14 protein-coding genes and 1 riboswitch are annotated in these 12,244 nt (G+C 67.9%); of the genes, 12 read left to right on the top strand and 2 right to left on the bottom strand.

Annotation, left to right across the window (positions count from 1 at the left end):
* Positions 1-4 precede the first annotated feature (4 nt).
* Entirely contained in the window at positions 5-994 is a 990-nt protein-coding gene (locus tag STVA_RS06975) for a LacI family DNA-binding transcriptional regulator (protein WP_170216418.1), read from the bottom strand.
* Positions 995-1,185: 191 nt separating this feature from the next.
* On the opposite strand from STVA_RS06975, the gene STVA_RS06980 reads away from it, so the two are divergent.
* The 6 genes from STVA_RS06980 (at position 1,186) to STVA_RS07005 (ending at position 7,041) form a co-directional block, all read left to right on the top strand.
* Positions 1,186-2,067 carry an amidohydrolase family protein gene (locus tag STVA_RS06980; protein WP_123689322.1) on the top strand — a complete coding sequence of 294 codons (882 nt, stop codon included), beginning with the start codon at positions 1,186-1,188 and terminating at the stop codon, positions 2,065-2,067.
* A gap of 55 nt (positions 2,068-2,122) precedes the next feature.
* Positions 2,123-3,121 carry a TRAP transporter substrate-binding protein gene (locus STVA_RS06985; RefSeq protein ID WP_123689321.1) on the top strand — a complete coding sequence of 333 codons (999 nt, stop codon included), beginning with the start codon at positions 2,123-2,125 and terminating at the stop codon, positions 3,119-3,121.
* A gap of 55 nt (positions 3,122-3,176) precedes the next feature.
* Positions 3,177-3,683, top strand: a complete 507-nt coding sequence (locus STVA_RS06990) for a TRAP transporter small permease (RefSeq protein ID WP_245978282.1) — start codon at positions 3,177-3,179, stop codon at positions 3,681-3,683.
* Entirely contained in the window at positions 3,680-4,957 is a 1,278-nt protein-coding gene (locus STVA_RS06995; RefSeq protein ID WP_123689320.1) for a TRAP transporter large permease, read from the top strand. Before STVA_RS06990 ends, STVA_RS06995 begins: the two co-directional genes overlap by 4 nt.
* A 79-nt stretch (positions 4,958-5,036) precedes the next feature.
* Positions 5,037-6,245: an O-succinylhomoserine sulfhydrylase gene (gene metZ, locus STVA_RS07000; RefSeq protein WP_123689319.1), complete on the top strand. Its 1,209-nt coding sequence runs from the start codon at positions 5,037-5,039 to the stop codon at positions 6,243-6,245.
* A gap of 124 nt (positions 6,246-6,369) precedes the next feature.
* A complete protein-coding gene (locus tag STVA_RS07005; RefSeq protein ID WP_123689318.1) occupies positions 6,370-7,041 on the top strand; it encodes an MT-A70 family methyltransferase in 672 nt (223 codons plus the stop codon).
* 6 nt (positions 7,042-7,047) lie between these two features.
* On the opposite strand, the gene STVA_RS07010 is transcribed toward STVA_RS07005, so the two are convergent.
* Positions 7,048-7,749, bottom strand: coding sequence for a BglII/BstYI family type II restriction endonuclease (locus tag STVA_RS07010; RefSeq protein WP_123689317.1), 702 nt, complete (start codon positions 7,747-7,749; stop codon positions 7,048-7,050).
* A 169-nt stretch (positions 7,750-7,918) separates the two neighbouring features.
* Positions 7,919-7,998, top strand: a riboswitch (SAM riboswitch).
* A 43-nt stretch (positions 7,999-8,041) separates the two neighbouring features.
* Here STVA_RS07010 and STVA_RS07015 point away from each other — a divergent pair.
* The 6 genes from STVA_RS07015 to STVA_RS07035 all read left to right on the top strand — a co-directional run bounded on the left by STVA_RS07015 (position 8,042) and on the right by STVA_RS07035 (position 12,239).
* Positions 8,042-9,244 carry an O-succinylhomoserine sulfhydrylase gene (locus STVA_RS07015; protein ID WP_123689316.1) on the top strand — a complete coding sequence of 401 codons (1,203 nt, stop codon included), beginning with the start codon at positions 8,042-8,044 and terminating at the stop codon, positions 9,242-9,244.
* 94 nt (positions 9,245-9,338) lie between these two features.
* A complete protein-coding gene (gene grxC / locus STVA_RS07020; protein WP_123689315.1) occupies positions 9,339-9,596 on the top strand; it encodes a glutaredoxin 3 in 258 nt (85 codons plus the stop codon).
* A 5-nt stretch (positions 9,597-9,601) separates the two neighbouring features.
* Complete coding sequence (locus STVA_RS07025) at positions 9,602-10,456, top strand: carbon-nitrogen hydrolase family protein (protein ID WP_123689314.1); 855 nt, start codon at positions 9,602-9,604, stop codon at positions 10,454-10,456.
* 11 nt (positions 10,457-10,467) lie between these two features.
* Positions 10,468-10,938 carry a DUF1178 family protein gene (locus STVA_RS07030; protein ID WP_123689313.1) on the top strand — a complete coding sequence of 157 codons (471 nt, stop codon included), beginning with the start codon at positions 10,468-10,470 and terminating at the stop codon, positions 10,936-10,938.
* Between the two features lie 274 nt (positions 10,939-11,212).
* Positions 11,213-11,386, top strand: coding sequence for a hypothetical protein (locus STVA_RS27560; RefSeq protein ID WP_170216417.1), 174 nt, complete (start codon positions 11,213-11,215; stop codon positions 11,384-11,386).
* Positions 11,367-12,239 carry a class I SAM-dependent methyltransferase gene (locus STVA_RS07035; RefSeq protein ID WP_123689312.1) on the top strand — a complete coding sequence of 291 codons (873 nt, stop codon included), beginning with the start codon at positions 11,367-11,369 and terminating at the stop codon, positions 12,237-12,239. The genes STVA_RS27560 and STVA_RS07035 overlap by 20 nt, the downstream gene beginning before the upstream one ends.
* Positions 12,240-12,244: the final 5 nt, after the last annotated feature.

The following is a 12,244-nucleotide window of genomic DNA, read 5'->3' on the forward strand; positions in this document are numbered from 1 at the left end:
TGGGTCAGGCCGAGCCGCGGCGCAGCAGGCTGCGCTCGATCACCGTCAGGGCCGGCACGTCCTGGCCGGTCAGCATCCCCACCATGCGGGCGGCCACCGTCGCCGGGTGGACGCTGATGGTGGTCAGGGCCGGGCGGACATGGGCGCCCCAGTCGATGCTGCCGAAGCCGATCACGGCGACGTCGCCGGGGATGGCCAATCCGCGGTCCTGGATGGCGGCCATGGCGCCCAGCGCCAGCTCGTCGCTGCCGCACTGGATCGCGCGGAAGGCAAGGCCGGCATCGAGCGCGCGCCTGGTCGCCTCGTAGCCGGCGGCGAAGCGGTAGGAGACGTCCCAGACGAGGGCGCGGTCGAGCGCGATGCCGGCCCCGGCCAGGGCCGCGGCATAGCCGCGATAACGCTCGGTCCCGACCGCCGATCCGGTGAGGCGGCCGAGATAGGCGACCGGCGTGCGGCCGCCCTCCAGCAGGTATTCGACCGCCCGGCGCGCGGCTGCCCGTTCCTCGTGCACGATGGAGGGGATGCCGGCCCGGTGCAGCCGCTGGCCGATCGAGACCACGGCCATGCCGCCCACCTGCAGGCCGCGGAGCAGGGGCCCCACCTTCGCCATGTCGATGTTGTCGGTGGTGGCCAGCGCCACGCCGCGCAGGCCCATCGCCGGTGCGGCCTCCAGCATCGCCACGAGGCGCTCGGTGCTGTGGTCGAGGTTGTAGAGCATCAGGTCGAGGCCGACCTCGCCCAGCGCCTTCTGCACATGCTTGGTCAGGGCGGAATAGACGTTCTGCTCGATGTCGCCGACCAGCAGGCCGACCGCGTTGCCGCGGCCGCGGCGCAGGCCCTGGGCCATGCGGTTGGGGTGGAAGTCCAGCTCGCGCACTGCCTGGAGCACGCGCTCGCGGGCCTCCTGGCCGACATTGCCCTTGCCGCTCAGCACGCGGGAGACGGTGGCGGACGACACGCCGGCCAGGCGCGCGACGTCGAGAACGGTGGCCATGAGACTCGCTGTGATGGTCGATCCTGGCCGGCGTTGTACCCTCAACGCCGCATGGGGCGCACGCGGGCTGCGGCATCGCACGACGGACATTGCCCGACGCGGCGCGGGGGCGATACAGTCGGACGATAGACTACGACGCGTTGCGGCAGGAGCATGGCCGAAGGCGCGCGAATTTTGGGAGAGCGGCGCGCATGGCGGACCCGTCGACGGCGACTGCACCGGCCTGTCCCGGCCCGGACCCCGACCCGCGGCCGCCGGCCATGCGCCTGCCGGCCGGGTCGGTCGACTGCCACAGCCATGTCTTCGGCCCCGTCGATCGCTATCCCTACGTCGCCAACCGCGGCTACACCCCACCCGACGCGTCGCTGGCGGACTATCGGCGCATGCTGGCGACGATGGGTTTCGACCGCGCGGTCATCGTCCAGCCCAGCGTGCTCGGCACCGACAACCGCGCCACCATGGATGCGGTGGCCGCCATGGGCGGGGCCTTCCGGGCGGTGGTGGTGGTCGATCCGTCGATCTCCGACGCCGAGCTGCGGGCGCTGGATGCCGGCGGCGCGCGCGGCGTGCGCTTCAACCTGAACAACCCCGGCGGCCTGCCGCTGGAGGCGGTCGAGGCGGTCGCCCGGCGCATCGCGCCGCTCGGCTGGCACCTGCAGTTCTTCGCCGACCTCAACCTGCGGCCGGAGCTGGTCGAGGTGATGCGCCGCCAGCCGGTGCCCGTCGTGATCGACCATATGGGGCACCTGCGGCCCGAGCGTGGCCTGGACGATCCCGGCGCCAGGGCCATGCTGGCCCTCCTCGGCGAGGGCACGGCCTGGGTGAAGGTGTCGGGCGCCTATCGCTGCTCCAGCGCCGACATCCCCTATCGCGACACGACGGAGATCGCGCGCGCCCTGATCGCGGCAGCACCCGACCGCGTCGTCTTCGGCACCGACTGGCCGCACCCCGACTATCGCCGGCCGATGCCCAATGACGGCGACCTGGTCGACCTCTTCAACGAATGGGTGCCCGACGCCGAGCAGCGCCGCCGCATCCTGGTGGACAATCCGGCCCGGCTCTACCGGTTCTGACGGAGAGTTCCGCGCCGTCCAACGAGACAAGAATCCGACCAAGGGGAGGACAGCCATGCACATTCGCACGATCGTCGCGGGCGCCCTGGCGCTCACCGCCACCGCCGCCCTGGCCATGCCGGCCCTGGCACAGGGCAAGGCAGCCACCCTCAAGATCGGCTGGACCAGCACGGATTCCGCCCAGGACCCCTATGGCATCGGCGCCAAGCTGTTCAAGGAGAAGGTCGAGGCGCTGGTGCCGGGCCAGGTCCAGGTCAGCCTGTTCCCCAACCGCCAGATCGGCGACGAGAAGGAACTGCTGGAGGGCATGCGCTTCGGCACGGTCGACATGGGCGTCATCACCAACGCCGTGATCGCCAACCTGGAAACGGGCTTCCAGGTGAACGACCTGCCCTTCCTCTATGCCGACGAGGCCCAGGCACGCCGCGTGCTGGACGGCCCGGTTGGCCAGGAGCTGAAGGACCGCCTGGCGAAGAAGGGCGTGATCGCGCTCGGCTTCATGGAGGGCGGCTTCCGCAGCATGCTGAACAATGTCCGCCCGGTGGTGAACCCGGAGGACGTGAAGGGCGTGAAGTACCGGGTGATGCAGAACCCGGTCTTCATCGACATGTTCGCATCCCTGGGCGGCAACGCCATCCCGATGGCCTGGGGCGAGGTGTTCACGGCCGTGCAGCAGGGGGCGATCGACGGCCTGGAACTGCCGGTCGCCGTCATCGACGCGGCCAAGTACTACGAGATCACCAAGTACCTGTCCCTCACCAACCACACCTACTCGATGATCGCGCTGCTGGTGTCCAAGCGCAGCTTCGACAAGCTGCCGAAAGACGTGCAGGCCGCCGTGGTCAAGGCCGGGGCGGAAGCGACCGCCGAGCAGCGCCGCATCGCCGGCGCCCAGGCGCAGGAGATCATCGTGTCCCTGGGCAACAAGGGCATGAAGGTGAACAAGGTCGGCAACCCGGCCCAGTTCCGCGGCAGCGTGAAGGCGGTCTACGAGAAGTTCCGCCCGACCATCGGCTCGGCCCTGCTCGACCAGACGCTGGCGGCGGTACAGTGAAGGGACGGGGTGGCGCCACGGGTCGCCGCCCCATCCGCCGCCCGCCCGCACGCAGATGACGGCCATCCATGGCCTGCTCGAGGCGCTGAGCCGCACCGCCGGCCGTGCCACGATCTTCCTCGTGATCGCCATGACCGTCGTCATGACGGTTTGCCTCATCCTCCAGGTCTTGTTCCGCTACGCGCTGGGCCAGGCGCTGAGCTGGTCGGAGGAACTGGCCCTGCTGATGTTCACCTGGACGGTGCTGCTGGCCGGCAGCCTGGGGGTGCGGGAGGGCTTCCACGTCGCGCTCACCCTGCTGCCCGACCGCCTCGGCCCCGGCGGGCAACGTTGGCTGGAGCGGCTGATCCTGGTCCTCGTCACCGTCTTCGGCTTCTATCTCGCGGTGTCGGGCTGGGAATTCTATGACGGCACCACGGGCCAGCTATCGGCGGCCGTCGGCTATCCGATCGAACTCCTGCATTCGGCCGCCCTGGTATCGGGCGCGCTGGTGGTGTTGCACGGGCTGACGCGCCTCGTCGCCAGCTTCGTCCTCCCGCCCGCACCGGAGGCCAGGCCATGAGCGAGCTCGCATGGGTGCTGAGCCTGGGCTTCGCCGGGCTGCTGCTGCTGGGGGTGCCGTTCGTCTTCGCGCTCGGCATCACGTCGCTGGCCGGGCTGATGGTGATCGACATCGACATCATCGTGCTGGCCCAGCGTTTCATCTCGGGCACGCAGTCCTTCAGCCTGCTGGCCATCCCGTTCTTCGTCCTGGCCGGCGACCTGATGACGAAGGGCGGGCTGTCGCGCCGTCTGGTGGCGGTGGCGGACGCTTGTGTCCGGCACGTTAAGGGCGGGCTGGGCATGGTGACGGTGCTGTCGGCCACGTTCTTCGCCGCCATCTCGGGCTCGGCTCCGGCGACGACCGCTGCCATCGGCAGCATCATGATCCCGGAGATGACCAAGCGCGGCTACTCGCCGGAGTTCGCGGCGGCGCTCGCGGTTGCCGCCGGCATCATCGGCCCGGTCATCCCGCCGTCCATCATCTTCGTCATCTGGGGCGTGATCGCCGAGGAATCGATCGCCAAGCTGTTCCTGGCCGGCATCGTGCCCGGCCTGCTGATGTCGGTCGGGCTGTGCCTGGCGTCGGTCCGCTATGCCGTGCGCCACGACGTGCCGAAGGAGCCGCGGGCAAGCGCGGCCGAGATCGGCCGGGCCGCCTGGGACGGCAAGTGGGCGCTGGTGGCCCCCTTCGTCGTGCTGGGCGGTATCTATGGCGGCATCTTCACGCCGACCGAGGCCGCGGTGGTGGCCACCGTCTATGCCCTGTTCGTCGGCCTGTTCCTCTATCGCGAGCTGAAATGGCGCGACCTGCCCGCCATCGTCATGGGCTCGATGCGCACGACCGCCATCGTCATGTTCATCATCGCGGCTGCCGCCCCCTTCGGCTGGCTGGTGGCGATGGAGCAACTGCCGCCCAAGATCGCCGGCGGCATCGCCGCGATTTCGGACGAGCCCTGGATCATCCTGCTGTCGCTCAACCTCCTGCTGCTGGCTATCGGCATGGTGATGGACAACATCGCCGCCATGATCATCCTGGGCGGGGTGCTGATCGCGCTCGGCCGCACGATCGGGATGGACCCGATCCAGCTCGGTGCCATGGTCTCGATCAACTTCGCCATCGGCATGGCGACGCCGCCGTTCGGCTATGCCCTGTTCGTGGGCGCGGCCATCTCGCGCCTCAGCATCGAGCGCATATCGCGCGAGCTGTGGCCGCTGATCGGCGTGCTGATCGTGGTGCTGGGGCTGGTGACCTACGTGCCGGCGGTGACCCTGGCCGTGGTCCGGCTGTTCTGACTGCAACTTATTAGTGTATTTTATGAAATGATGCCCGCATTGGTTGACGGTCCCGGGTGCCCGCCATAGGCTCGGGCCCATGGCAACAATCCAGGATATCCCGCGCGACCCCGTCGCCGACCTCGCCATCGACACCCGCCTCGTCCGCGGGGCGACGCGGCGGTCCGGCAACCGTGAAACGTCCGAGGCGCTCTATTTCACCTCCGGCTTCGTCTACCCCGACGCCGAGACGGCCGAGGCCGCCTTCGCCGGGCCCGAGGACGGCTGGATCTACACCCGCTTCGGCAACCCGACCACGGCGATGCTGGAGGACCGGCTGGCCCTGCTGGAGAATGCGCCCGCCGCCCGGGCGACGGCGACCGGCATGGCGGCGGTCTTCGCGGCCCTCATGGCCTCGGTCAAGGCCGGTGACCGGGTGGTCGCCTCGCGCGCCCTGTTCGGCTCCTGCCACTATGTCGTCACCCGCATCCTGCCGCGCTTCGGCGTCACCACCACCCTGGTCGACCCGGGCGACCTCGACCAGTGGCGCAGCGCGCTGCGGGGCGGGGCGGCCGCCATCCTGTTCGAGACGCCGTCCAACCCGATGCTGGACCTGGTCGACATCGCCGCGGTGGCCGAACTGGGCCATGCCGCGGGCGCCCGGGTGATCGTCGACAACGTCTTCGCCACCGCGACAGAGCAGCGCCCGCTGTCGCTGGGTGCGGACCTTGTCGTCTATTCCGCCACCAAGCATCTGGACGGGCAGGGGCGGGCCATGGGCGGCGCGGTGCTGGGCGACGAGCGGTTCGTGATCGACGAGCTGCAGCCCTTCCTGCGCCACACCGGCCCGACCATCAGCCCCTTCAATTCCTGGGTGATCCTGAAAGGGATGGAGACGCTGGGCCTGCGGATGGAACGGCACGCCCGATCGGCCGGCCGCATCGCGGCCTTCCTCGCCGACCATCCGAAGGTGCAGGCCGTGCGCTATCCCGGCCTCGACAGCCATCCCCAGCGGGCGATCGCCCGGCGCCAGATGCGCCGCGGCGGCGCCATGCTGGCCGTCACCCTGGCGGGCGGCAAGCCGGCCGCCTTCCGCTTCGCCAACGCGCTGCGCCTCGCCGACATCTCGCCCAACCTCGGCGACGCCAAGACGCTGGTCGCCCATCCCGCCACAACCACCCACGCCAACGTCGCCGCCGACGAACGCGCCCGCCTCGGCATCGCCGACGGCAGCCTGCGCCTGTCGGTGGGGCTGGAGGACGCCGACGACCTGCTGGCCGACATGGAGAGGGCGCTGGCGGTGGCGTAGGGCCTTCAAGGTTAACGGAAGCTGCCTTCAGCCAAGGTGTGCCGATGTGCGCTGGTTCGGTGCGATACAGTTCATGCACCGAATCCCTTGCTTATGATGTTATAGGACCCGTAAGGAGTTTGACATGAATCCTGGTGGGACCGACGCAGCGGATGATCTGCGCCGCTTCGCTGACGGCCGTAAGTTCGCTACGATCCTGGCGGACCCGCCTTGGCGCTTTGTGAATCGCACGGGAAAAGTGGCGCCCGAACATCGGCGCCTTTCCCGCTATGGCACTATGGACGTATCGGCGATCTGCGCATTGCCAGTTGGCGAGATGGCAGCATCCACCTCGCATATGTATCTGTGGGTACCGAATGCTCTTTTGCCCGAAGGGTTAGAGGTAATGCGAGCTTGGGGTTTTGCCTACAAGTCAAATATCGTGTGGCACAAGATTCGCAAAGACGGTGGAAGTGACGGGCGTGGCGTCGGTTTCTACTTTCGTAACGTTACAGAGTTGCTACTGTTTGGCGTCCGGGGAAAGAACGCAAGAACATTGGCACCTGGTCGGACACAAGTTAATTATTTGGCGACCAGGAAGCGCGAGCATTCCCGCAAGCCTGATGAGATTTTCGATATCATAGAGTCTTGTAGCCCCGGCGCGCGCATAGAGTTGTTCGCGAGAGGTGTCCGAAAGGGGTGGGCCGTTTGGGGAAATCAGGCCGATGACGAATACGCACCATCGTGGCCGACTTATGGGCATAATAGTACAAGCCAAGAGAAGGGGCCTTTGATGCTCCCGCTTCTAGTGAAGTGATGGGCGCTACTCTTCCTCATCCGAACCATCGGAAACGATGATGCCTCTGCGCCTTGCCATTACCTTGGCTTGCTGCTCGTCGGCAATGCGCACCTTTAGCTGCTCCAATGCTTCAGGGCCATCGTCCACAAATAGCTGCGGCCTGATTGCGAACGTCAGGACCGGGCAGCCGCCGCCTCCACCACCTTCCACTTTCGGCCAAAGTTTTTCGTGGTGGGTGGTGGCTTTGCCGTAGGATGCGCCCTTGCCGAGATGTTTGAAAATTTGCTGCAGTTCCCAAGAACGAGTGATGATCACCCCGACTTTTATCGCTCTCAATTCAAATAGAAGTCGGAAATTGTTGAGATCACGATCAAAGAACGGATCTTTATTGTTCCACTCCATTTCGACTGCCACGCCATTCTTGAAGCAGTCAACGGCATGTGTGGGGCTATCAAATGTGGCGTCATCCACCGTGATGGATGTGGAAAATCCCTTCTCCAGCCATCCGCGCGAATAGAAGGCGCTGTCGATGCGGCGGCTTATGAGCGAGCGATTTCCACCACCAACTAGGATTTCCGACTTCATCAGTCGGAATCCACGAAGCACGATCTGGATATCTTGCCATTCATCAGGTGATGCCGTAGCGAGCACGCCAGCGGCGTTGCGCCATTCTTTGACGTGGTAATTTTCCCGGAGGTCATCTGGAACGAGATGTATCGTAGACATGCAATCACACCATAGCCAATCATATGCGGTTGCATAGTAGGCGATGGGGGGAAATGCCAGTAGCTGGCAAAAGCCTTTTCCATACGCTGCGGCCCTTGATTTCGATTGCCGCTCGGCGTCGTCAGGGCAGTTGACAGCGCCCCGCCGGGGGCGTAGGAACAAATTTGGGCTTTGCCCTCGTGGTGATTTGAGCCGACCGGCTTGCGGCCACGTTAAAGAAATCGCTAAAGAGGTCGGAGGTTCGCCTGAACCCTGACCTGTCCGGTCGGGGTTTTTTGTTTGGAGCGGATCGATGAACGAGTTCTCCCCGCCGACGACCGGCCGGACCTGGCGCCCCGCGACGCAGTTGGTGCGCGGCGGCATGGCGCGCAGCGGCTTCGACGAGACGAGCGAGGCACTCTACCTCACTTCCGGCTTCGTCTATCCCGATGCGGCATCGGCCGAGGCGGCGTTCGCCAACAAGCTCCAGCGCTTCGTCTATTCGCGCTTCGCCAACCCGACCGTCGCCAACTTCGAGGAGCGCCTGCGCCTGATCGAAGGGGCGGAGGCCTGCCGGGCGACGTCGAGCGGCATGGCGGCGGTCTATGCGGCGATCGTCGCCTGCGTGAAGGCGGGCGACCATATCGTCGCCGCGCGCGCACTGTTCGGATCCTGCCAGTACATCCTGGGTGAGCTGCTGCCGCGCTTTGGCGTGCGCACCACCTTCGTCGACGGCGAGGACCTGGACCAGTGGCGCACGGCGCTGGCGCCCGGAGCCGCCTGCGTCTTCTTCGAGAGCCCGTCCAACCCCGGCCTCAGCCTGGTCGACGTGCAGGCGGTGTGCGAACTGGCCCACCAGGCGGGGGCGACCGTCGTCGTCGACAACGTCTTCGCCTCGCCGCTCCTGCAGAAGCCGCTGGAACTGGGGGCGGACGTCGTCGTCTATTCCGCGACCAAGCACATCGACGGCCAGGGGCGTTGCCTGGGCGGCGCCATCCTCGGCTCCAAGGCCTTCGTCGAGGAGAAGCTGCAACCCTTCCTGCGCCATACCGGCCCGGCGCTGAGCCCGTTCAATGCCTGGGTGCTGCTGAAGGGGCTGGAGACGCTGCCCCTGCGCATGGAGCGCCATGTCGCCTCGGCCGAGCGGGTCGCCCGCCACTTCGAAGGGCATGCCAAGCTCGATGCCGTGCGCTACCCCTTCCTTGACAGCCACCCGCAGGCGGCACTTGCCCGGCGCCAGATGAAGGCCGGCGGCACCATCGTGTGCTTCGACGTGGCCGGCGGGAAGGAGGGGGCGTTCCGTTTCCTCGACGCGCTGTCGCTGGTCGATATCTCGAACAACCTGGGTGATGCCAAGAGCCTCGTCACCCATCCCAGCACCACCACCCACCAGCGCCTGTCGCCCGAGGATCGGGCCCGCCAGGGTATCGGGCCCGGTCTCGTCCGCCTGTCGGTCGGGCTGGAGGACGTGGACGACATCATCGAGGACGTCGAGGCCGCGCTGGCCGCGGTCTGACCCGCACATGATCGAGGTCGGGGGGTATCGCCGCCGCCCGACCTCGGTCTTATATTACGGGATCCGGTAATCGCGAGGCAGGATCCGATCCCCCATGGCGACCGTCGAAATCTACTCCAGCCCCTGGTGCGGCTACTGCGCCCGCGCCAAGACCCTGCTGGACCGCAAGGGCGTGGCCTATACCGACATTGACGTCGATGCCGACACCAAGCGGCGCGACGAGATGACCAAGCGCGCCGGCGGGCGAACCTCGGTGCCGCAGATCTTCATCGACGGCGTCCATGTCGGCGGCTGCGACGAACTCTACGCGCTCGACCGGGCGCGCAAGCTCGACCCGATGCTGGAGGCATGAGCCCCATGAGCACGACCTTCAAGGCGGCCTGCATCCAGATGACGACGGCGCGCGACATGGCGCCCAACATCGATACCATCGCCAGCCTGACCCGGCAGGCGCGCTCGGCCGGCGCCGACCTCGTGATGACGCCCGAGGTCAGCAACATGATCGAGCCGGACCGCAAGGCCCAGCTCGCCAAGGTGCGCTTCGAGGGCGACGACCCGATGCTGGCCGCCGGCCGCGACCTGGCGCGCGAGACCGGGGTGTGGCTGCTGTTGGGCTCGCTGGCCGTGAAGGCCGAGGGCGAGGAGCGGCTGGCCAACCGTTCGTTCCTGTTGTCGCCCGCGGGCGAGATCGTCGCGCGTTACGACAAGATCCACATGTTCGATGTCGACCTGGCGGGCGGCGAGAGCTATCGCGAGAGCAATCGCTTCCGGCCCGGCGAGCAGGCGGTGGTGGCCGACCTGCCCTGGGGCCGGCTCGGCATGACGATCTGCTACGACATGCGCTTTGCCTATCTCTACCGGGCGCTGGCCCATGCAGGGGCTACGATGCTGTCGGTGCCGGCGGCCTTCACCGTGCCGACCGGGCGCGCCCACTGGCACACGCTGCTGCGCGCGCGCGCGATCGAGACCGGCTGCTACGTCTTCGCCCCGGCCCAGACCGGCGAGCATGCCGAGGGCCGGCGGACCTATGGCCATTCGCTGATCATCTCGCCCTGGGGCGAGGTGCTGGCGGATGCCGAGGAAGCCGTTGGCTTCGTCATGGCCGAGATCGACCCGGCCAAAGTGGTGGAGGCGCGCCGCATGGTGCCCGCACTCGGCCACGACCGCCCGTTCGCCCTGCCGGGCCAGCCGATCGCCCGGGCCGCGGAGTAGGCGGCCGGCCGATGATCCTCTTCAACCTGCGCTGCACCGCGGGACATACGTTCGAGGCCTGGTTCCGCAACGGCGACACCTATGACCGGCAGGCGAACGCCAAGGCCGTCGCCTGCCCGGTCTGCGGCACCAATGCGGTCGAGAAGGCGCTGATGGCGCCGCGCATCTCCAAGGGGACGAAGCCGCGGCAGGAAATGGTCAAGGCCGTGGACGCGGCACCGCCCGCGCCGCCGGCCGAACCGACGCCCGAAATGGCCAAGGCGGCCGAGATGCTGCGCGTGCTGCGCGAGGCGCGGCGGCTGGTCGAGCAGAACTGCGACTATGTCGGCAAGGACTTCGCCGAAGAGGCCCGCAAGATCCACTACGGCGAGACCGATCGCCACAACATCTACGGCGAATCGACCGAGGACGAAGCCCGCGCCCTGGCCGAGGAGGGGATCGAATTCGGCCGCATCCCGTGGGTCCCGGTGGCCGACCAGTGACGATGCCCGGCTGACGATGCCCGGGCGGCTTGAATCCCGCCGGCGGAAGCGTTACCTTCGCCCCATGGTCATGCGCACGATCCTCGTTCCCTCGGGCACGCCCCGATTTTGCGGCCGCTGGTTTCCACCGGCGGCCTAGGCAACAGCGACACGCGCGCAACCCTGCCAAAGCCGCCCGGACCCCTCCGAGGCGGCTTTCTCATGTCCGACATCCGACATAGAGGCACCGCCAGAGGTGCCGGACGGCCTCCACCCGATCCAAACGGAGGCTTCCATGTTCGATTTCGACGTCGTCACCGGCCCGACCCACGGCACCACCCAGCCCGCAGCGGCGGCCGAGCCGCAGCCGGCCCAGCGCCCCGCCGCCGCGGTCACGCCGATCGCGCCCGCCATCCTGCCGCGAACCCCCGAACAGGAAGGCATGTCCGATGCGCGCCGTGCTGCCTGACGGGGCCCTGACCGCGTCCGTGCCCTGGCAGGGCTTACTGCCACAGCCGGTCCGTCCACCCTCGGACTTCTCGCCGACCTCGGACTTCTCCCCGATCGCCGGCCGCTACGATGCCACGCGCGACGTGCCGCCGGGCCTGCTCGACGCCGCCTATGACCGGATGATCGCGGCCGGCCTGCTGCCGGCGGCGGGCACGATCCTGGATGCCGGCTGCGGCACCGGCCAGATGTCGCTGCCGCTGGCCGCGCGCGGCTACGCCATCGAGGGCTTCGACATATCGGGTCCGATGGTGGCGCTGGCCCAGGCCAAGTGCCGGCCCGGCTGGCCGGCACGCTATCGCCAGGCCGACGTGCGCGCCTTGCCACTGCCCGATGGCGCCGTCGACGCCGTGGTCGTCTCCAAGCTGTTCCAGCACGTGTCCGGCTGGCAGGATGCCTGTCGCGAACTGCTGCGCGTGCTGAAACCCGGCGGCGCGCTGATCCACCTGGCCGACCGCGGCGCCTTCGGCAACCCGGTCCGCCGCTACTTCGCCGCGATGGCCGAGGGCATGGGCTTCGTCGACCGCTTCCCCGGCATGCAGCGCCGCGCCGACCTGGTCGCGTTCGCGCGCTCGACCGGTGCCGCCGTGGCCGCGCTCGACCTGACCGACCTCCGCTGGGCCAAGGACGTCCGCTATGGCGACGCCTGGGACCAGATCCGCGATCGCCTGTTCGCCGAGTTCTGGTACCTGCCGGATTCCGCCTACGCCCAGATCCTGGCCGATACCGCCGACTGGATCGAGGCGCTGCCGGACGGCCGCGACACGGTCGCCCGCATGACGCCCTGGCTCGACGCCGACATCTTCCGTCGCTGACGCCG

Source organism: Stella humosa, from assembly GCF_006738645.1.
Classification (GTDB): Bacteria; Pseudomonadota; Alphaproteobacteria; order ATCC43930; family Allostellaceae; genus Allostella; species Allostella humosa.